The sequence below is a fragment of the Rhodoferax sp. genome, assembly GCF_025354435.1.
GTDB lineage: Bacteria > Pseudomonadota > Gammaproteobacteria > Burkholderiales > Burkholderiaceae_C > Rhodoferax_B.
This window is the reverse complement of sequence record NZ_JANXMU010000030.1, coordinates 1-20198: the sequence shown is the minus strand read 5'-3', so window position 1 is coordinate 20198 and position 20198 is coordinate 1. Positions and strand designations below refer to the sequence as shown.

The following is a 20198-nucleotide window of genomic DNA, read 5'->3' as shown; positions in this document are numbered from 1 at the left end:
TGCCTCTACATTTAATTTATGCTTTTTAGGCCATTAGCGCTTATCTTGTCTGCGTGAGCAGCTATAAAAACCGTAGCAATTAGGCCAGCAAACGCTCGGGGTTCGCATCCAGCTTGGCCAGCGCGTCGCGGGTGGCGCGCAGGGTCAGGGCTTCCTCTTCCTGCGGCACCAGCAAACCAGCTTGCAAGTACGCGGCCAGGCGGCGGGCCTGGATCAGGTAGCTGCGGCCGTCCATGGCTGCAAACAAATGCAGTTGCTTGCGCTCACTGCGCCAGGCGAACTGCACGCGGTTGACTTGGCGGTTGTGGTCCAGCATGAACCAGTGGCCCAGCTGCAGCTCCTGGGCCCAGGCCAGCATGGCATCGGTGGGCTTGGAGCCGCCGTCGGCAATCACGTCGATGGTGGACGCGTCCATGCCCAGCATCATCTCGATACTTTCCGGGTCCAGCGGCAAATCGCCGGTGGCTTCGTCGCTGAAGAAGTCTTCCAGGTTGGCCAGGTGTGCGGCCATTGAGTCGATGCGTGCCTGGGGAATGGCTTCGGTTTTGGACATAAAGGCATCGGCTAGCGTGTCGCTGATGGTCTTGATGTGCGCCTCTTGCCCTGGCGTGTCTAGCCCCAGCAGGCCCATGCCCTGGCGCAGGCGCTGCAGTAAGGTGGGCAGGCTTTGGATGACCTTGGCGCGGTCGGCCCGGTTGGGCTTGGCACTGGCCGACCAGACGAGTTCGGAGGCGGCTTTTTTCAGGGCCACGGTATCTTCGTGTTGCGCTCCGTTGCGCACCGCCGCCATGGCCAAGACCTCGGCCCAGACCTTGAACAAAAACGCACGGATTTCTTCGCGCACCGGCATGTCCTTGAGCATGTTGCGCAGCTCAATGGTGTACTGGATGGCCAGGGTTTCCTTTTGCTCGACCTGCTGCGCCAGGCTGACCAGGCGCTGGGTGCTGCCTTTTTCGGTCAAGAACTTTGACAAAAACACCACAAACTCGTCGAACACCAGCTGGAACACGCGCCGCCCGGTTTCCGGGTACTGCTCGATCACCTGCACCACGCGGCGGATCTCGGCCTCCATGGCGCTGCCATTGATGGCCCGGGCATCAAATCCCATGACGCAGGAACCCATGCGGTCGATCAGCTGGCGTGCCGGGTGGTCTACGGTGCTGAAGAACTCGGGTTCGGCCAGGGCGACGCGTAGCACGGGCAGTTGCAAACGGGCAAACCATACCCGTACCGACGGCGGAATGCGTTCTTCGGCCAGGATGCTCTGGAACATCAGCGCGACCACTTCGATGGTGGCTTTTTCTGCCTGGGTGGCGGCTTTTTGCTTGAGTACGTTGGAGCGGTCGCGCAGTACCGATGCGGCGCGGGAGACATCGGCCACACCGTATTCGTAGCGGTCGGTTTGCACCACCATGCCATCGGACATGGGATCGGTATCGCCGCCGTCGCGCTTGCGGGCAATCGCTTGCGCCAACGCGGGCGACACCGGATGCTGCTCGGTGGTATCGAAATCACTGACGTGGTCGTTCAGCATGCGCTTGAGGTGGCCCATCACGCCCTGGGCGCGCCGCCGTGCCCGTGCCAAAGGCGATACCGCCGTCATCATGCGGGTTTCATCGGCGGCATGGCGCTGCCCGCCTGCGCCAGGGGCTCTGTCCCCGTCGCCAAACCCTTGACCTTGCATGTCGCTACCGCCCTGGCGACCGGCTGGTGGGTTGGCGGGTTCAAAACGCGTTGCGTTCCAGTTGGAATCGAGACTGCCAGGCCGGGTAACCGCTTCCTGGGCCGCGCGCGGTACGGCAGTCGAGGCTCCGGCCGCGTCGCTGCGCTTCACCCGGGAGCGCAAATCGACGGTGGGGATCACGCCGCGGGACAGCAACAGGGAGTTGCAGGTCTCAAACGCATTCACAAAATGGTTGGCCAGTTCACGCTGCAAGGCATCGGTAACCAACGGCAGGATATTGCGCGCCAGGCCTACCGCCGTCCATTGTTCGACCAGCGCCAGCATCAGTACCTCGGGGCGGATCGGGTCGTGGTTGGCCAGTTCGCTGCTGGATTCCAGCAACTGGATGCGGGCGCACAGATTGCCATAGGCCTCGCCCAGCTTGTCCAAAATGAACTGGGCCAAGCGCGAAGCCATGATTTTGTTTTCGACAACATCGTCGCCCATCAACTCGAACTGCATGCCGGGGTCGCGCGTTGCGGCGCTACCACCCACCGGATGCAGGGTTTTGTACCAGGCTGCGGCGGTGGCTTGTTCCCAGGCGCGGCTTTGGCGCTGGAAGGCGGTCCAGGCATCCTGGCGCTCGTGCATTTCGCGGGTGGTGTGGGCTTCTTCGAGCAGTATCGTCAAGCGCCCGGCTACCGCCCGGCTGACCTCACCCATGGATTGCCCTACCTCCGTGACAAGGCTCTCGCGCGCGGTGCGGGCGAGTTGCCGGTCGGTGTTGGAGGGGGCGTTAGATGCCATGTTTCAGGCGCAGGTCAGACGGTCGCGCCTGCGTTGGGGTCGTTGGGGTCTTCGTCTTTCTTGTTGCTGGAGGCTTTGACCAAATCTTCGCGCTGGATACCCAGCCACATGGCAATCGCTGCGGCCACAAAGACCGACGAGTAAATGCCGAAGCAGATGCCGATAGTGAGCGCCAATGCAAAGTAATGCAAGGTGGGGCCACCGAACACCAGCATCGACAGAACCATGATCTGGGTAGAGCCATGGGTAATGATAGTGCGGCTGATGGTCGAGGTGATGGCGTTGTCAATCACCTGCATCGAGTTCATTTTGCGATAGCGGCGGAAGTTTTCACGGATCCGGTCAAAGATCACCACCGACTCGTTCACCGAATAGCCCAGCACCGCCAGCACCGCCGCCAGCACTGGCAGCGAAAACTCCCACTGGAAGAAGGCAAAAAAGCCCAGGATGATGACCACGTCGTGCAAATTGGCGATGATGGCCGCCACCGCAAACTTCCATTCGAAGCGGATAGCCAAGTACAGCATGATGCCCGCCACCACAAAGGCCAGCGCCTTCAGGCCGTCCACCGCGAGCTCGTCGCCTACCTGCGGACCCACAAACTCGGTGCGCTTGAGCACCACTGACGCGTCCTGGGTCTTCAGCGCAGCCAGCACCTGGTCGCTCTGCTGGGCCGAGGACACGCCTTTTTGCACTGGCATGCGGATCAGCACATCTTGCGACGTGCCAAAGTTTTGCACCTGCACATCCTGCAGGCCCAGGCCCGCCACCAGCGTGCGCACACGGGTCAGGTCGGCGGGCTGCGAATAGCTCACCTCCATCAGGGTGCCGCCAGTGAATTCCACCGACAGATGCAGCCCGCGCGAGAACAAAAAGAACACGGCGGCCAGAAAGGTAACAAACGAAACAATGTTGAACACCAGGGCATTCCGCATGAACGGAATGTCGCGGTGGATCTTGAAAAACTCCATGCTGGCGCGTCCTTACTTGACTTGGGTTTCGGCTGCCGCATCGGGCCGCCACACGGTGCCGATGGACACGGTTTTGAGCTTCTTGGTGCGGCCGTACCAAAGATTGACCAGGCCGCGCGAGAAGAACACGCTCGAAAAAATACTGGTTGTAATACCCAGAACGTGCACCACGGCAAATCCGCGGACAGGGCCCGAGCCAAAAGCCAACAAAGCGATGCCGACGATGGCACTGGTGATGTTGGAGTCCAGAATCGTGGCCCAGGCGCGGTCGAAACCGGCATGGATGGCCGCCTGTGGCGAAGCCCCGGCGCGCAACTCTTCGCGCACGCGCTCGTTGATCAGCACGTTGGAGTCAATCGCCATACCCAGTACCAGGGCCATGGCGGCCATACCCGGCAGCGTCAACGTGGCTTGCAGCATGGACAGCACAGCCACCAGCAGCAGCAAATTGAACGCCAGCGCAATGCTGGAGAACACGCCAAACAGCATGTAGTAACAGCACATGAAGGCGGCCACGGCCAAGAAGCCCCACAGCACGCTGTGGAAGCCCTTGGAGATGTTCTCGGCACCCAGGCTTGGGCCAATGGTGCGTTCTTCGATGATTTCCATCGGCGCAGCCAGCGAACCGGCACGCAGCAGCAACGAAGTGTCGTTGGCTTCCTGGGTCGTCATGCGGCCCGAGATCTGCACCCGGCCCCCGCCGATTTCAGAGCGGATCACCGGTGCCGTCACCACTTCGCCCTTGCCTTTTTCAAACAGGATGATGGCCATGCGCTTGCCGATGTTCTCACGCGTCACGTCCTTGAAGATGCGCGAACCCTTGGCATCCAGCGTCAGGTTGACGGTGGGCTCCTGGGTTTGGCTGTCAAAGCCGGGCTGGGCATCGGTGAGGTTTTCGCCGGTCAGGATGACCTGCTTTTTCACAATGACCGGCTGGCCGCTGCGTTCCAGGTAGCGTTCGTCGCCAAACGGTACGGCACCGGCGCCCGCTGCGGCGGCACCGGCTTCGGTGCTTTCATCCACCAGGCGCACTTCCAAAGTGGCGGTGCGGCCCAGAATGTCCTTGGCCTTGGCGGTATCTTGCACGCCGGGCAGTTGCACCACGATGCGGTCCAGACCCTGCTGCTGGATCACTGGCTCGGACACGCCGAGTTCGTTGATCCGGTTGTGCAGGGTAGTGATGTTTTGCTTCAGCGCCTGGTCTTGCACGCGGCGTGCTGCCTCGGGGCGGATGGTGGCGGTCAGCTTGTACTCGGTGCCGTCGGGCGCGTCGGTGGTGATGAGGTCGGGGAACTGGTCTTGCACCACGGCTTTGCCTGCTGCCAGGGTGTCGCTGTCGCGAAAGCGCACTTCGATGGCCTGGCCGTTGCGGGCGATGCCGCTGTGGCGCACGTTCTTGTCGCGCAGACTGGTGCGCAGGTCACCCGCCAGGGATTCGGCCTTTTTGGTCAGCGCGGCCTGCATGTCCACTTGCAGCATGAAGTGCACGCCACCGCGCAAGTCCAGCCCCAGGTACATGGGGAAGGCGTGCAAGGCGGTCAGCCAGGATGGCGAACGCGACAGCAGGTTCAGCGCCACCACGTAGCTGGCGTCGTTGGCATCGGGCACCAGGGCCTTTTGCACCACGTCTTTGGCCTTGAGCTGGTCGTCGGTGTTGCCAAAGCGGGCCTTGACCGAAGTGCCTTCGATGCCGATCAGGTCGGGTGTGAGGTTGGCGGCCTTGAGTGCGTCTTGCACTGTGGCCAGGGTGGTGGCGTCGATCTTCACCGACGCGCGGGCGCTTGACACCTGCACCGCTGGGGATTCACCAAAGAAATTGGGCAGGGTGTAAATGGCCCCCACCAGTAGCGCGACCAGGAGGATCACGTACTTCCATACCGGGTATCGATTCATGGTCGCGCTTAGGTCCTAACTTGAGATGAAACTACTTGACAGTGCCTTTGGGCATGACTTGGACTACGGCGCTGCGCTGGAGTTGCACTTCCACGCCGTTGGCGATTTCCAGGCTCAAAAAGCCGTCGCCCATCTTGGTGACCTTGCCGATCAGGCCGCCTGCGGTGGCGACTTCATCGCCCTTGGCCAGCGCTTCCAGCATGGTGCGGTGCTCTTTTTGCTTCTTCATCTGGGGGCGGATCATCACGAAGTACAGCACCACGAACATCAAAACCAGGGGTAGCATGCCCGTCAGGGACGACATCATGTCGCCACCGGTGGCAGCAGCAGCGGGGGCGGTTTGGGCAAAAGCAGAAGAAATGAACACAGAAGGCTCCAACGACAAATGGCAAAAATAAACCCGCAGACACAGCACAACAGGTGCCATGCGACTGGGCTAGGGTAGAACCAATTGTATGCCGCCGTGTTGGCCACCCGGAATCGGTGCTTGCCATAGGCTCAGCACCGCAGGGTTGCTATTATTTAAATAGCTACCAGTGCAGGTTAAATAAGCGTTAGAGGCCTATTTTGTGCTGATTTCAAAAGCCGCCAAGGCTTCGGCCCACTGCAGGCGCGCTGCCGCCAGGTGCCGTGCTTTGACGTGGCCGTAGCCGCGAATCTGCTCCGGAATACGGGCCACATCGACGGCCGCCGCGTGGTTGGCCGCCGTGAGCCGTGGCAGCAGTTGCGCGATGCTGTCCTGGTACTGCGCCATCAGCGCCCGCTCGGTGCGCCGCTCGGCCTGGTAGCCAAACGGGTCAAGCGGCGTACCGCGCAGGCCTTTGAGCCGGGCCAGCAGCTGGAAGGCCCAGCGCACGCCGGGGCCAAATTTTTGCTTTTGCAGCTCGCCCTGGGCGTTTTTTTTGGCCAGCAGCGGCGGGGCCAGGTGGTAGTGCAGTTGGTAGTCGCCTTCGAACTGGGCCTGGATGTCGGCCAGAAACGCCGGGTCGGTCTGCAGCCGTGCCACCTCGTACTCGTCTTTGTAAGCCATCAGCTTGAACAAGTAACGGGCCACGGCCTCGGTCAGCGGCAGGTGGGCATCTAGCGGCTGCTCGGCCTGGCGCACCTGGGCCACAAAGGCGCTGTAGGTGGCGGCGTAGGCGGCGTTCTGGTAGCCGGTCAAAAACGCCACGCGGCGCTGCAGCATGGCATCCAGCGACTCGCGGGCATGCCACTGGATGGCCTGTGGCGGCGTGGCCACGCTGGCCGGATCCACCGCCGCGCGGCGGCCCCAGGCGAAGGCGGTCTTGTTGGCCTCTACCGCCATATTGTTGAGTTCGATGGCGCGCAGCAGCGAATCCAGCCGCAGCGGCACCCAGCCTTTTTGCCAGGCGTAGCCCAGCAGCATGGGATTGGCGTACAGGCTGTCGCCCATCAGGCGGTTGGCGGCCGCATCGGCATCGAAGCTGGCGATGCCGTCCAGGCCCGCCGCGCGCACGATCTCGGCGGTGCAGGCCGCCGTGGGGTTCTGCCAGTCGGCGTTGTGCACAAAGGCCGCGGTGGGCGCGGTGTGGGTGTTCAAGGCCACGTGGGTGCGGCCCGGGCGCATGCGCACCAGGGTTTCCTTGCCCGCGGCCACCACCGGGTCGCAGCCCAGCACCAAATCCGCCGCGCCCGCGCCCACCCGGGTGGTGCGGATCGCGTCCTGCGTGTCGGCCAGCAGCACGTGGCTCCAGGTGGCCCCGCCCTTTTGTGCCAGGCCTGCCGCGTCTTGCGTGACGATGCCCTTGCCTTCCAGGTGCGCGGCCACGCCCAGCAGCTGGCCCAGGGTGATCACCCCGGTGCCGCCCACGCCCGCCACCACGATGCCCCATACGCTGGCGGTGCTGGGCAGCGTGGGTTCGGGCAGCGGGCTGCCGGTGAAGGGCGACAGTGCTTGCGCAGGCTTTTTCTTGCGCAGTTGCCCGCCCTGCACGGTCACAAAGCTGGGGCAAAAGCCTTTGACGCAGGACATGTCCTTGTTGCAGCTGGACTGGTTGATCTGGCGCTTGCGGCCCAACGGCGTTTCCAGCGGCTCCACGCTCAGGCAGTTGCTTTGCACGCCGCAGTCGCCGCAACCTTCGCAGACCAGCGGGTTGATCACCATCCTCGTGGCCGGGTCCACCGCCGTGCCGCGCTTGCGGCGGCGGCGCTTTTCGGTGGCGCAGGTCTGGTCGTAGATGAGGATGGTGGTGCCTTTGATCTGGCGGAACTCGCGCTGGATCTCGTCCAGCAGGTCGCGGTGCTTGACCTCCACGCCGTCCGGCAGCGCCACACCCGCGTATTTTTCCGGTTCGTCCGTCACTACTACGGTTTTGATAGCGCCTTCCGCCCGTACCGATTGGGCTATCTGCACTACCGAGTGCCCTTCAGGCCGTTCGCCGATCTGCTGGCCGCCGGTCATGGCCACCGCGTCGTTGTACAAAATCTTGTAGGTGATGTTGACCCCTGCCGCAATCGCCTGGCGGATGGCCAGCAGGCCGCTGTGGAAGTAGGTGCCGTCGCCCAGGTTGGCAAAGATGTGCTGGTCGGTGGTGAAAGGCTGCTGACCCACCCAGGGCACGCCCTCGCCGCCCATCTGGGTAAAGCCCACCGTGCTGCGGTCCATCCAGGTGGCCATGAAGTGGCAGCCAATGCCGCCCATGGCGCGCGAACCCTCGGGCACCACGGTGCTGGTGTTGTGCGGGCAGCCGCTGCAAAACCATGGCGGGCGCGCCTGCGCCGGGCTGGCATCCAGCAGCACCATGGCGCGGTCGGTGGCATCCAGTAGGGCGATGTGCGCGTCGATGCGGGCGGCCACGTCGTCCGGCATGCCCAGCTTGTGCAGGCGCTGGGCGATGGCCCGTGCCACCAGCGCGGGCGACAGGTCGGCATTGGCGCGCAGTAAGGTGTTGGCCGTGGGGTTGGCCATGGACCATTCTCCGCCGCTCAGGTCGCCCTCGGGCTCGTTGAACTTGCCCAGTACATTGGGCCGCACGTCGGCGCGCCAGTTGTAGAGTTCTTCTTTCAGCTGGTATTCGATGACCTGGCGCTTTTCTTCCACCACCAGAATCTCTTGCAGGCCGGTGGCAAAGTCGCGGGTGAGCTGCGCCTCCAGCGGCCAGACCACACCCACCTTGTGCAGGCGCAGGCCGATGCGGCGGCAGGTAGCGTCGTCCAGCCCCAGGTCCAGCAGCGCCTGGCGGGTGTCGTTGTAGGCCTTGCCGCTGGCGATCACGCCAAAGCGGTCATTCGGCCCTTCGATGGCGTTGTAGTTCAGCCGGTTCGCGCGGATGTAGGCCAGCGCGGCATACCACTTGTAGTGCATCAGCCGCGCCTCTTGCTCCAGCGCGTGGTCGGGCCAGCGGATGTGCAGGCCACCGGGTGGCATCTGAAAGTCGGTGGGAATTTTGATCACGACCCGCTCCGGGTCCACCATCACCGTGGCGCTGGATTCGACGATTTCCTGGATGGTCTTCATGCCTGCCCACACGCCCGAGAAGCGGCTCATGGCAAAGGCGTGCAGGCCCAGGTCCAGAATCTCTTGCACATTGGCCGGAAAGAACACCGGCAGCCCGCAGGCCTTGAAGATGTGATCGCTCTGGTGCGCGGCGGTGGAGCTTTTGCTGATGTGGTCGTCGCCCGCCACCGCAATCACGCCGCCAAACTCGGTCGTGCCCGCCATGTTGGCGTGCTTGAACACGTCGGAGCAGCGGTCCACCCCCGGCCCCTTGCCGTACCAGATGCCAAACACGCCATCAAACTTGTTGGTGCCCGGTGGCGAAAAGCCCAGCTGCTGCGTGCCCCATACCGCCGTGGCGGCCAGTTCCTCGTTCACGCCCGGTTGGAACACGATGTGCTGCGCCTTCAGGTACTTTCCGGCCTTCCACAGCGCCTGGTCGTAGGTGCCCAGCGGCGAACCCCGGTAGCCGCTGATAAAGCCTGCCGTGTTGCGCCCCTGCCGTGCATCGCGCTGGCGCTGCAGCATCGGCAGCTTGACCAGGGCCTGCACCCCGCTCATGAAGGCCGGGCCATAGTCCAGGCTGTATTTGTCGTCCAGCGAAGCGGCTTCCAGGGCCTTGCGCAGCGCTTCAGGTAGAGGTGCATTCATCGTGTCTGTCTCCTGCGCAGTGGGCTGCGCTTGTCGGAAAAGTGTATGCCTGTACCCCTGAAAAGTCTTTGCGTTCTTTGCCCGCATTCGCCTACTATGCGAAAGAACCTTGCTTAAAAACCACCATGCTCGATAAATTTGACCTTTTGATACTCGACGCCCTGCAGGCCAACGCCCGCCTGACCAATGCCGAGTTGGCCCAGCGCGTCGGACTGTCCGCCGCGCCCTGCTGGCGGCGCGTGCGGGCGCTGGAAGAGGCGGGCTACATACGGGGCTACCGGGCCGAGATCGACCGGCACAAGATCGGCCTGGATGTGCTGGCCTTTGTGCGCATCGACGCGGTGCAAAACAGTGGCCCCGCCCTGCAAGGCCTGGAGGATGCGATCCGCCTGATCCCCGAGGTGGTGTCCTGCCACTACATCAGCGGCACCGGCACCTTTGAGTTGCAGGTGGTGTCGCGCGACCTCAACACCTTCAGCCAGTTTGCCCGCCAGGTGCTGATGAACCTGCCGAACGTGAAGGATTTGCACACCAGCTTTTCACTGGGCGAGGTGAAGGGAAGCGGCGTGTTGCCGCTGGGGCACTTGGGGTGACGGGCCCACCCACCCCCCAAGGCAAGCGCAGCAAAGCCCTCTTCAGAACAGCGCGGAGCTGGCTCCGCCAGGCTGCTGCTGTTGCCCCCTGCAAGGGGGTGGGCGAAAACACGAAGTGTGTAGCCTGGGGGTATGCCTAGAAGTCCACCAAGCTGAGCCCCACGCTCAGCACGGTGCGGCGGACGTTGTAGTCGATCAGGCTGTCGCCGTACCCGCTGAACAGCTGGGTGTGCAGGCGCAGGGCGTTTTTGTGGTCGCCGTCACCGGCCAGGGTGCGCAGCCATTCCAGCCGGACCGAGCCGCGGCCGTCCTGGCGCAGGGCGTTGCGTAGCGTCATGCCCAGGGTGTTGTCTTTGTTCAGGTTCCAGCCCACGGCCAGCTCGCCGCGGCCGATGTAGTCGCTGATGCCGGGGTTGTCGTCGTTGCCGTTGCTTTCGTGGATGCGCTGCCACACGCGGGCCTGTACACGCCAGCGGTCGGTCTGCTCGAACCCGGCCATCAGGTAGACGCGGTTCCAGCTGCGCGACAGGGGCAGGCTTTGGCCGTTGGACTGGTGTACCAGGCCCGCGCCGGTGTAGCGCAGCTTCCAGTCGCCGGGCAGGGCCAGGGTGCTGGGGTAGACGTAGATGACTTCGGGCTCGTGGTCGGTGCTGCGAAAGGGGCGCGACAGGTCGGGGCTGAACAGCTGCCAGTACGACTGCTGGGTGTAGCCAAACCACAGCGAATCCTTCAGGCCCGAGCCGTCCTGGGTCAGCATGCCCTGGGCGATCTTGGTCCGCACCGACACCTGGATGCGGGTTTCGGTGCGCTTGTAGTCGATGGAGGTGGCGGCGGTGTGGCCTGCGGCGGGGCTGCTGGGCTGGTCGTTGACGCTGTCGCGCCCCACCACCGACAGGCTGATCGGGTGGAAGCCACGGATGCCAAAGGTGCCGCAGTCGCTGCCTTCTTCCAGCTCCCAAAAGCGCGAGGTTTCCGAGTAGCGGGTGTCCTTGCAGCCCTGCTCGGCGGCAATCGCCAGGGCCACGGCCACCGGCTGCGGTGGCACCACCGGCAGTGCCGCCGTGGCGGTGGCCAGCGCGGCGGGGGCCGGGGCAGCTGGCGTGGTTTCCTGTTTCGCCAGCTCGTCAAAGCAGGCCAAGCGGGCGGTGTTGTCGTTGGTCAGGCGGCTGCAGGCCAGCCAGGGGGCGGACGCAGTGGCCTTGGCAATGGCCGTAGCGGTGTCGGTGGCGCTGACCAGTTGCGCCTGCGCACCGCCGCACAGGGCGGCCATGAGCACGCTCAAAGCAAAGCGGTTCATTCCCAGCCCCCTTGCTTGCGCAGCACGAAGGGGTGGGTTTGGTCGGTGAGTGCGTTGGTCCATAGTCCCTTGATTTCTTTGCCACATGAGGTCTCTACGACCTGGCCGCTCCAGGTGGCGCTGATGCGCACACCGTCGTCAGACTCTTCCAACTGAAAGTCGCCGTGCTGCACGTCACCGGCCAGCAGGGCCGGTTTGGCCTTGGCACCGTCGCGGTTGATGCTGCCCACCACGCTGTTGTCTTGCTCGGGGTCTTTTTGAAAGCGCACGCTGGCGCCACTGGGTTCGCCGTCGATCTCGGCACGCCACAGGCCGTACAGATGCACGGCGCTCAGGGCTTCCGGTGCCAGGCAGGTGGCCGGTGCATTTTTAGAGGTATTTTGGCCACTAGCCCAGGTACTGATTGCACAAGCAGCTATTAAAAGTGTAGTAATTCGAAGTTTCATGGATTCTGCGCTGCCAGGGCGGCGGCGGCATTGGCTTGCGATTTTTGGGCGAACTCGGCGCGCAGCGCGCGCAGCTTTTCGCGCGGGTCTTCTTTCACGGTGGCCTGGTCCAGCCCCATTTCCTTGATGAAGCGGCTGGGCTGGGCGGCCACGGTTTCGCGGCCTTTTTTCTTCTTTTTGGTCCAGCTCACGGCCAGGCTGCGCTGGGCGCGGGTGATGCCCACGTACATCAGGCGGCGCTCTTCCTGCAGGCGCTGGGTGATGTCGTCGCTGACCACCTGTTGGCGGCCTTCGTCGTCGTCCAGCTTGAAGGGCAGCATGCCTTCGGTCACGCCCGCCAGCATCACGTGCGGCCACTCCAGGCCTTTGGAGGCGTGCAGGGTCGATAGCGTCACCACGTCGGCATCCTTCTCACGCTGGTTGATGGTGGACAGCAGGGCGATGGTCTGGGCTACTTCGAGCAACGATTTGGTTTCGCGTAGGGTGGTGGTGCCCGAATCTTCGTCCATCTGGCCACCGGCACGGGCCGCCATCCAGTCGCAAAACTCCAGCACATTGGTCCAGCGGGCGGCGGCGACTTTTTCGCTGTCTTCCCCGTCGTACAAATGCTTTTCGTAGTCGATATCTTTGAGCCACTGCAGCATGAAGGCCAGGGAGTCTTCTGCGCCGATGGTGCGACGGGCCTGGTATTCCAAGTCCGTCACGTAGCGGCCAAACTCGTGCAGGCCGTCCAGCGCCTTGGCGGGCAGCAGCGCGCCCAGCGACGCGGTGAACAGCGACTCGAACAGGCTCAATTTGTACTGCGTGGCAAATTCGCCCAGCTTGCCCAGTGTCTGGTGGCCAATGCCGCGCTTGGGCGTGGTGATGCAGCGCAAGAACGCCGGGTCGTCGTCGCTGTTGATCCACAGGCGGAACCAAGCGCACAGGTCCTTGATCTCGGCCCGGTCAAAAAAGCCGGTGCCGCCCGATACCTTGTACGGAATCGCCGCTTTGCGCAGCGCCTTTTCAAACGGCTTGGCCTGGTGGTTGGCGCGGTACAAGATGGCGAAGTGGCGGTATTCCTGGTACTGCGGCCCCTGCACCACCGCTGCCGTGCCCGCGCGCAGGCTCTGGATGCGGGCCACGGCGCGCTCGGCCTCGTGCTCTTCGTTGTCGGCATCCACTACCCGCACCGGCTCGCCTTCGTCCAGCTCGCTGAACAGGGTCTTGGGGTACAGCTTGGGGTTGGGGCCGATCACGTTGTTGGCGGCGCGCAGGATGGCGCTGGTGGAGCGGTAGTTTTGCTCCAGCGTGATGACCTTGAGCTGCGGAAAGTCGATCGGCAGCTTTTTCAGGTTGTCCAGCGTGGCCCCGCGCCAGCCGTAGATGGACTGGTCGTCGTCGCCCACGGCGGTGAAATGCGCGCGCTCGCCCACCAGATATTTGAGCACCTCGTACTGGGTGGCGTTGGTGTCCTGGTACTCATCGACCAGCACGTGGTTCAGCACGCGCTGCCACTTGGTGCGCACCTCTTCAAAGTCGCGCAGCAGGCGCAGCGGCAGGCTGATCAGGTCGTCAAAGTCCACGCTCTGGTAGGCCGTCAGGCGCTCTTCGTACAGCGCCATCACGCGGGCGGTGATGGCTTCGCTGTCGTCGGCGGCCTGGGCGGCGGCCTGCTCGGCGTTCAGCCCCATGTTCTTCCACTTGCTGATGGTCCACTGCCAGGTGCGGGCCGTGGCCACATCCACGCTGCCGCCTGCGTCTTTCAAAATGCCGGTCACGTCGTCGGCATCCAGAATGCTGAACTGGGGTTTCAGACCCAGCAGCTTGCCGTCTTCGCGCACCATGCGCACGCCCAAAGCGTGGAAGGTGCAGATCACCACGTCCTTGGCCTCACGCCCGATCAGCGCCTTGGCCCGGTCACGCATTTCCATCGCCGCCTTGTTGGTAAAGGTGATAGCCGCAATGCTCTTGGGCGGCACGCCGGTTTCGATCAGGCGGCCAATCTTGTGCGTGATCACCCGCGTCTTGCCCGAACCCGCCCCCGCCAGCACCAGGCAGGGGCCGTGCAGGTAGTTCACAGCTTCTTGCTGGGCGGGGTTCATTCCGGCGGACATGGTGTGGGGGGATGCTTTAGACAAAGCGTTGGATCATACAGAGCGGGGCTGGCGGAGCCGGGCGCAGGGCTATTTCTTAAGGGTAAAAAGTGCCTCTAGCGCATATTCAATATACGCAAGGAGCTATAAATTTAGTAGTAATGACAAGGGCGGGTAAAGGCGCTGCGGACAGAGTGATAAGTGACGGGGAGCGGGCTGCTGGTTTGCGGTGCGGCACGGAGAACCGCCCAGAGGGGTCAGAGCACAAATGCGGGTCACAGCCGTTCTTTTTCTGCCCGATGTGGGCGCGCAATTGTGATCTGACCCCAATGGGCTTGACCCCTTAGAACTACCGTGGCTTGGCAAACCCGCCATCCGCCCAGGCCACCGCCGTGCTGCGGTTCAGTTTGAAGCCTGCCGCCACCTTGACCTCGGCCAGGGTCTCGCCGCCGTCGTCTTGCGCGCTCAGCATGGCGTAGGGGTTGTCTTCGTCGGGCACGATGTCCAGGTTGACGGTGACGCGGCCTGCCTCGGCCGTCACGGTGATGCTCTGGTGCAGCGTGGCGTGCAGTTGCTGCTCGTGGCGGCGCACAAATTCATTGGCGGTTTTGACCAGGGTGCTGAAGGCGTTGTGGTCCAGCGGCTTGGGGTTTTTCTTGTCGCGGCCCATGGTCCAGGGGCCCACCAGCGCGGGCTCGGGCTCGCCGTCTTTCACCATCGCCACCGCCCAGCCGTCGTCGTCTTCGTTCTTGATGACCCGGGCCGTCCAGCCGTCGCCGGTCCACAGGCGGGGTTCCTGGATTTTGGGGGTGTCTTCGGGCGTATCTTCGAAGGTGTCGGTCAAAGCGGTCAATCAGGGGGAAAGGGGGCGCGATTTTAAAGGCCGCCAGGCCAGCACCAGCAGCGCCAGCCCACACAGGCCCGCCCCGGCGTAGAAGGTGGCCGACGCACCCAGCCGGTCCCACAGCAGGCCGGCCAACACGCTGGCTGCCAGCAGGGCCAGGCCGCTGGCCAGGTTGAAGAAGCCGTAGGCCGTGCCGCGCAGCGCGGGCGGGGCGGTGGCGGCCACCATGGTGGCCAGCAGGCCCTGGGTGATGCCCATGTGCACGCCCCACAGGGCCACCCCGGCCAGCACCACGCCCCAGTGGCTGCTATAGGCCAGCACCAGGTCGGCGGCGATCAGCACCACCAGGCCCAGGGCCAGCAGTTGTGTGTGGCCCATGCGGTCCGACAGCTTGCCAAACGGGTAGGCCGAGGCGGCGTAGACGATGTTCATGGCCACCATCACCAGCGGCACCAGGGCCAGGGGCATGCCGCCCTGCTGCGCCCGCAGCACCAGAAACGCCTCGCTGAAGCGCGCCAGCGTGAACACCGCGCCCAGGCCCACCACCCACCAGTAGGCCGGGCCCAGGCTGCGCAGGTTCTGCCGGGTGATGGGGTTGCTGCGCCGGGCACCGGGCACCGCGGGCGGCTCGTGCAGGCCGAAAAACAGCAGCACCACCGCCAGCAGGCCCGGCACCACGGCCACCCAGAACACCGCCCGGAAGTCGTTGGCCCACAGCAGCATCAGCCCCACGGCCAGCAGCGGCCCGGCAAACGCGCCCACCGTGTCCAGCGACTGGCGCAGGCCAAAGGCGGCGCCGCGCAGGTGGGCGGGCGCGATGTCGGCCACCAGCGCATCGCGCGGCGCGCCGCGGATGCCCTTGCCGACACGGTCCAGCAGCCGGGCGGTGAGCACCATGCCCATGCCGGGCGCGATGGCAAACAGCGGCTTGGTCAGCGCGCCCAGGCCGTAGCCCAGCAGCGCCAGGCCTTTGCGGCGGCCCAGGTAGTCGCTGAGCGTGCCGGAAAACACCTTGACGATCAGCGCCGTGGCCTCGGCCAGCCCCTCCACCACGCCGACCAGCAAGGCGCTGGCCCCCAGCGTGGTCACCATGAACAGCGGCAGCAGGCTGTGCACCATCTCCGACGAGATGTCCATCAGCAGGCTCACAAAGCCCAGCACCCAAATGCCACGGGGAATTTGCCTCAGGGTGCTGGTGGCTTGGGTCATCGTCAATTTATAAGAAATAGGCCATTTGTGCAGGTGGTACAAGCGTGAGTAGCTATTTATTAAATAGCGTCAAACCTTCGCTTTGCGCTGCTGGGCCAGGCTGGCGGCCTGCTGCAGCTCGCGCGCCATGGCGGTGGCCAGGGTCAGCCGCCGCAGCAGCCAGGGGGTCAGGTCGTCCACCACCGTGGGGTCGGGCCGGGGCTGGAAGGGCTGGGCCGCGGCGGATGGCACTTCCTCATCTACCTTCACTTCCTGCCAGGCGGGGGCGGCTTCTTTTTTGGGCGCAGGGGCCAGCTCCAGGGCGATCTGCTGCGCCGCCGCTTGCAGCGCCGGGGTGGCCACCGCCATGTCCAGCTGGCTGCGGCGCAGCAACAGCAGCGACTTGATGGCCGTCAACTGGGCCAGCAACTGGTAGCTGCGCGCCTGCACCGCCTCCAGCGGGGCCAGCGGCGGGCGCACCTCGTCGGGTTCGGCCAGGCTGCGCTGGGTGGCCAGGGTCAGGGCTGACAGGCTGTCGTAGGCCTCGCGCCGCGCCAGCCGCCAGGGCAGGTCTGAGCTTTGCGTGGGCTCGCCCAATTCCAGCGCCAGCTTGGCGTGCTGCAGTTGCGCCTGCAGGCTGCGCCGCACCAGGCCGGGCAACTGGCTGCGCTCCCAGGCGGGCAGCACGTAGCTGAAAAGCCAAGCCAGGGCTGCGCCCAGCAGCGTATCGCCCAGCCGCTCAAAAATCGCAAACGTGGGGGCTACGCCCACCAGCAGCAGGTGCGCCTGCAGCAGTCCGGCCAACGTGGCAAAGATGCAGGTGAACAGGTAGCGGCGCAGCGCAAACGCGTGGGCCAGCCCCATGCTCAGCGCAATCACCAAAAACAGCGTGCGCGCCCCGGGGTGGGTGGCCAACAGCGCCATTACCAGCACGCAGCCCAGCAGCGTGCCCGCCACCCGCGCATCGCGCCGCTGCAGCGTCTGCGCCAGGTTGCCGCGCATCACCACCACGATGGTGGTCAAGATCCAGTACTTGTGCGATGCCCAGGGCAGGTGCAGCGACACCACGTAGCCCGCCGCCACCGCCAGCGTGGCGCGCAGCGCGTAGCGCAGGGTGGGGGCGCGCCAACCCAGTTGCCCCAGCAGCGGGGCCCAGGCCCAGCGCGTGGGGCTCACAAACAGCTGCCACTGCGTGCGCACCGCCGCCAGCTCCGGGCTGGCATCGCCCCGCGCCAGCGCGGCCAGGTGCACGGCTTCGTCGTTGATGTGGCCAATGCGGTCGGCCATGTTGTGCAGCAGCGCGCTGGCGTCCGGCGTGCCCACGGCCAGCGGCTCGGGCCGGTGCTGCGCCTCGGGCCGCAGCGGCAGCACCCCGGCCAGTGCGGCGCGCAGGTTGGCAATCGGTGCAATCGCCTGCATGCTGCGCCCCAGCAGCAGCGACAGGCTCAGCGCCTCCAGCTGCTGGGCGGTGGTGTTGAGCACGTGCTGCAGCGCGGGGAGGGTGGCGGTGCTGTCCTGGTGCTGCAGCAGCGTGTCCAGGTCCAGGTCGCAGGCCAGTTGGTGGTCGCGTGCCTCCAGCAGGCCCAGCAGCATGGCCGCCAGCCGGGTGCGCGCCGGGGTGGTGGGCGATTCGAGCACGATGTCGCGCGTGGTCTGCAGGTAGTCGGCAAAGGTGGCCTGCTGCTCCAGCATCTTGGCCAACAGCGCCTGCGGGTCGGCATGCGGTGCAAAGCGCTGCGCCTGGGTGCGCAAGATCTGCGCAAAACTGTGCAGGCACTCGGCCAGCAACTGGGTGCGAAAGCGGTTGTTCAGCCAGTGGGTGGTCAGCACGCCCCACAGCAGGTACAGCCCCGCCCCCAGCGCAAACCAGCCGCCGTGCACCGCAATCATCTCCAGCGAGGCCGGTGGCGGTGCAGCCATAGAGAACAGCATGGAAAACAGCAGCGCAAACGTGATCGGCCCGCCCCGCTTGCCCCAGGCCATCACCATCACCGCCAAAAACGTGCCCGCCACAATCACCACGCCCAGCAACAGCACGTCCGCCCGCACCAGCTGCACCAGCATAAACAGCGGTATGCCCAGCAGCGGCGCAGGCAGCATCTGCATGAACTTGCGCCGACGCGGCGCAGGCACGTCCGGCATGCTGGTCACCATCACCCCCAGCGCCGCACTCGACGCCCCCGCCAGCCCGGCCGACTCGAACACCAGCAGCATGATCACCACCAGGCCCAGCGTGACGCTCAGGCCGTTGGTGACGTACTGGCTCAGGGCGACGCGGAGGAAGCGGTCGGTGTGGGCGAGGAGGCGGTCGGAGAGGGTGGAGCGGGACACTTGAGCGGGGGGCATGCGGGGCAATTTAGCAGAGATGGATTCCACCTGGCCGTCGACCTACGCGGTGAGCTCGCTTCATAGATAAAGAGTATGAATACAGGCGATGCAAGCAATTTCTGCATGCTTTGCATGCATCATGCGAAAGTGCTGCAATTAGAAACATTTGGGAGGCAGGGGGTATGGCTGTTTTGATACCGGCACTGGGTTCCTGTGTGTCGCGGAAAACCCCTGGGGAGCGCCGCCTGGCCGAGCGGCTGGAGCAAAAACTCGAGGACGACTACCTGCTGTGGTACGACGTGCCCATGGGGCCACGCGACACCCACCCCGACTTTTGCGTGATGCACCCGCGCCGCGGCATTCTTGTGCTGGAGGTGAAAGACTGGAAGCCATCCTCCGTACGAGTACCAACCAAAAAAACTGATCAATCGTGGACACGTTATGGCGAATAGCACGTTGATGTCAGCGACTGCCTTAAGAATCAAGGAGACAGCAGAAACTTGGCTGTGTAACGGGTATTCAATGGATACGCGTTTCATAGCGGAATGCACTCCAGATGGACGATTTCAAATTTTGTCGGCAGCTCTAGTTTTGATTCCGTTACCCAAAGAGGTCGATAACAGTTTCCAGCAGATTGTTGGTGGTCTGTACAGGGGGGTGTAAGAAGTTTTGTGTAAACGGTCTTTTGGCAGGAAACTGCCGTCTTGCTTGGAGCAAAGATGACCGTAGAGAAGAATCCGTTACCCACAGAACTCATTGACGCGCTGCTGGCGAACTACAAGAAACCTGAAGATTTAATTGGCCAGGATGGCATCCTGAAACAACTGACCAAGGCCCTGGTTGAACGGGCCCTGCAGGCCGAGATGACCGACCACCTCGGCCATGGCAAGAACCAGGTGGTTGCCAACGAAGCCGGCAACACCCGCAACGGACGCAGCAAGAAAACCCTCAAGGGCGACTTCGGTGAACTGCCCATTGAAATCCCCCGCGACCGTGCCGGCACCTTTGAACCCCAAATCATCACCAAGCACCAGACCCGCTGGAGCGGCTTTGACGACAAGATACTGTCGCTGTACGCGCGGGGCATGACAGTGCGTGAGATTCAAAGTCACCTGCAGGAAATGTACGGTGCCGAGGTCTCGCCCACGCTAATTTCTTCGGTGACTGACGCTGTTTTGGACGAGGTCAAAACTTGGCAGTCGCGCCCACTGGACGCCCTGTACCCCATCGTTTACATGGACTGCATTCACGTCAAGGTGCGCGACAGCGGCGCTGTGCGGGTGAAGGCCCTGTACCTCGCCATTGGCGTCAACTTGGAGGGCCTCAAGGAGGTGCTGGGCCTGTGGATGGCCCAGACTGAGGGTGCCAAGTTCTGGCTGCAAGTGGTGACCGAGCTAAAGAACCGGGGCGTGGCCGACATCTTCATCGCCTGTGTGGACGGTCTGAAGGGCTTCCCCGACGCGATTGAGGCGGTGTTCCCCAAGACCGCTGTGCAGCTCTGCTTGGTACACATGGTGCGCCACAGCCTGAACTTCGTGGGCTGGAAACAGCGCAAGGAAGTCGCTGCCGATTTGCGCCTGATTTACAGCGCCGCCACCGAGGACGAGGCCTTGCTAAGGCTCACGGAATTCGAGGGCAAGTGGGATGCATCGTTCGCGCCGATTGGGCAGTCCTGGCGGCGCAACTGGACACGCCTGACGCCTTTCTTTGATTACCCGGCCGACATCCGCAAAGTGATTTACACGACCAATGCCATTGAGTCGGTGAATATGAGCTTGAGGAAAATTACCAAGACCCGTGGCTCGTTTCCAACCGATGAGTCCGTATTCAAATTGTTCTACTTGGCGCTGAACAACATCAGCCAGAAATGGACTATGCCGATACGGGATTGGAAGGCAGCTCTGAATCGTTTTACTATCCAGTTTGACGAGCGCATGCCGCGCGTCTAACTTAACCGCCGTTTACACAAAATTCGGGACACCCTC

13 protein-coding genes and 1 pseudogene are annotated in these 20198 nt (G+C 63.8%); 3 read left to right on the top strand and 11 right to left on the bottom strand.

Features of this window, described 5'->3' with window-relative positions; genetic code table 11:
* Positions 1-79: 79 nt before the first annotated feature.
* The 5 genes from Q0T48_RS07365 to Q0T48_RS07345 all read right to left on the bottom strand — a co-directional run bounded on the left by Q0T48_RS07365 (position 80) and on the right by Q0T48_RS07345 (position 9442).
* Complete coding sequence (locus tag Q0T48_RS07365) at positions 80-2470, bottom strand: DUF1631 family protein (RefSeq protein WP_295954492.1); 2391 nt, start codon at positions 2468-2470, stop codon at positions 80-82.
* Positions 2471-2484: 14 nt separating this feature from the next.
* Positions 2485-3441 carry a protein translocase subunit SecF gene (gene secF, locus Q0T48_RS07360; RefSeq protein ID WP_295954489.1) on the bottom strand — a complete coding sequence of 319 codons (957 nt, stop codon included), beginning with the start codon at positions 3439-3441 and terminating at the stop codon, positions 2485-2487.
* Positions 3442-3453: 12 nt separating this feature from the next.
* Positions 3454-5334 (bottom strand): protein translocase subunit SecD, encoded by a 1881-nt coding sequence (secD, locus tag Q0T48_RS07355; RefSeq protein WP_295954484.1) that lies wholly within the window; start codon positions 5332-5334, stop codon positions 3454-3456.
* Positions 5335-5365: 31 nt separating this feature from the next.
* Positions 5366-5701 carry a preprotein translocase subunit YajC gene (yajC, locus tag Q0T48_RS07350; protein ID WP_295954482.1) on the bottom strand — a complete coding sequence of 112 codons (336 nt, stop codon included), beginning with the start codon at positions 5699-5701 and terminating at the stop codon, positions 5366-5368.
* Between the two features lie 195 nt (positions 5702-5896).
* Positions 5897-9442, bottom strand: coding sequence for an indolepyruvate ferredoxin oxidoreductase family protein (locus Q0T48_RS07345; RefSeq protein WP_295954480.1), 3546 nt, complete (start codon positions 9440-9442; stop codon positions 5897-5899).
* 125 nt (positions 9443-9567) lie between these two features.
* On the opposite strand from Q0T48_RS07345, the gene Q0T48_RS07340 reads away from it, so the two are divergent.
* Complete coding sequence (locus Q0T48_RS07340; RefSeq protein WP_295954478.1) at positions 9568-10035, top strand: Lrp/AsnC family transcriptional regulator; 468 nt, start codon at positions 9568-9570, stop codon at positions 10033-10035.
* 136 nt (positions 10036-10171) lie between these two features.
* Here the strand turns inward: Q0T48_RS07340 and Q0T48_RS07335 are convergent, their stop codons facing one another.
* The 6 genes from Q0T48_RS07335 to Q0T48_RS07310 all read right to left on the bottom strand — a co-directional run bounded on the left by Q0T48_RS07335 (position 10172) and on the right by Q0T48_RS07310 (position 18231).
* Positions 10172-11395: a phospholipase A gene (locus Q0T48_RS07335; protein WP_295954476.1), complete on the bottom strand. Its 1224-nt coding sequence runs from the start codon at positions 11393-11395 to the stop codon at positions 10172-10174.
* On the bottom strand, positions 11329-11778 hold the full coding sequence (locus Q0T48_RS07330) for a hypothetical protein (RefSeq protein ID WP_295954473.1): 450 nt from the start codon (positions 11776-11778) through the stop codon (positions 11329-11331). The genes Q0T48_RS07335 and Q0T48_RS07330 overlap by 67 nt, the downstream gene beginning before the upstream one ends.
* On the bottom strand, positions 11775-13874 hold the full coding sequence (locus Q0T48_RS07325) for an ATP-dependent helicase (protein WP_295954471.1): 2100 nt from the start codon (positions 13872-13874) through the stop codon (positions 11775-11777). Before Q0T48_RS07325 ends, Q0T48_RS07330 begins: the two co-directional genes overlap by 4 nt.
* Positions 13875-14202: 328 nt before the next feature.
* Positions 14203-14697 (bottom strand): hypothetical protein, encoded by a 495-nt coding sequence (locus Q0T48_RS07320; protein ID WP_295954468.1) that lies wholly within the window; start codon positions 14695-14697, stop codon positions 14203-14205.
* A gap of 9 nt (positions 14698-14706) precedes the next feature.
* Entirely contained in the window at positions 14707-15906 is a 1200-nt protein-coding gene (locus tag Q0T48_RS07315; protein WP_295954465.1) for an MFS transporter, read from the bottom strand.
* A gap of 69 nt (positions 15907-15975) precedes the next feature.
* The gene (locus tag Q0T48_RS07310) at positions 15976-18231 is read right to left on the bottom strand and encodes an FUSC family protein (RefSeq protein WP_295954462.1); all 2256 of its coding nucleotides are present in this window, start codon (positions 18229-18231) and stop codon (positions 15976-15978) included.
* A 164-nt stretch (positions 18232-18395) separates the two neighbouring features.
* Between Q0T48_RS07310 and Q0T48_RS07305 the strand changes: the two are divergent.
* Together Q0T48_RS07305 and Q0T48_RS07300 are read left to right on the top strand one after the other, a co-directional pair.
* Positions 18396-18647: pseudogene (locus tag Q0T48_RS07305) on the top strand (nuclease-related domain-containing protein); the annotation flags it as partial.
* A 285-nt stretch (positions 18648-18932) separates the two neighbouring features.
* Complete coding sequence (locus tag Q0T48_RS07300) at positions 18933-20162, top strand: IS256 family transposase (protein ID WP_295954460.1); 1230 nt, start codon at positions 18933-18935, stop codon at positions 20160-20162.
* The last annotated feature ends 36 nt before the right edge of the window (positions 20163-20198 follow it).

What these genes read in the sequence shown, in the direction of transcription:
- Q0T48_RS07365 (WP_295954492.1), bottom strand. Translation starts at nt 2,470, where the DNA reads ATGGCATCTAACGCCCCCTCCAACACCGACCGGCAACTCGCCCGCACC.
- secF (WP_295954489.1), bottom strand. Translation starts at nt 3,441, where the DNA reads ATGGAGTTTTTCAAGATCCACCGCGACATTCCGTTCATGCGGAATGCC.
- secD (WP_295954484.1), bottom strand. Translation starts at nt 5,334, where the DNA reads ATGAATCGATACCCGGTATGGAAGTACGTGATCCTCCTGGTCGCGCTA.
- Q0T48_RS07345 (WP_295954480.1), bottom strand. Translation starts at nt 9,442, where the DNA reads ATGAATGCACCTCTACCTGAAGCGCTGCGCAAGGCCCTGGAAGCCGCT.
- Q0T48_RS07340 (WP_295954478.1), top strand. Translation starts at nt 9,568, where the DNA reads ATGCTCGATAAATTTGACCTTTTGATACTCGACGCCCTGCAGGCCAAC.
- Q0T48_RS07335 (WP_295954476.1), bottom strand. Translation starts at nt 11,395, where the DNA reads ATGGACCAACGCACTCACCGACCAAACCCACCCCTTCGTGCTGCGCAA.
- Q0T48_RS07330 (WP_295954473.1), bottom strand. Translation starts at nt 11,778, where the DNA reads ATGAAACTTCGAATTACTACACTTTTAATAGCTGCTTGTGCAATCAGT.
- Q0T48_RS07325 (WP_295954471.1), bottom strand. Translation starts at nt 13,874, where the DNA reads ATGTCCGCCGGAATGAACCCCGCCCAGCAAGAAGCTGTGAACTACCTG.
- Q0T48_RS07315 (WP_295954465.1), bottom strand. Translation starts at nt 15,906, where the DNA reads ATGACCCAAGCCACCAGCACCCTGAGGCAAATTCCCCGTGGCATTTGG.
- Q0T48_RS07310 (WP_295954462.1), bottom strand. Translation starts at nt 18,231, where the DNA reads ATGCCCCCCGCTCAAGTGTCCCGCTCCACCCTCTCCGACCGCCTCCTC.
- Q0T48_RS07300 (WP_295954460.1), top strand. Translation starts at nt 18,933, where the DNA reads ATGACCGTAGAGAAGAATCCGTTACCCACAGAACTCATTGACGCGCTG.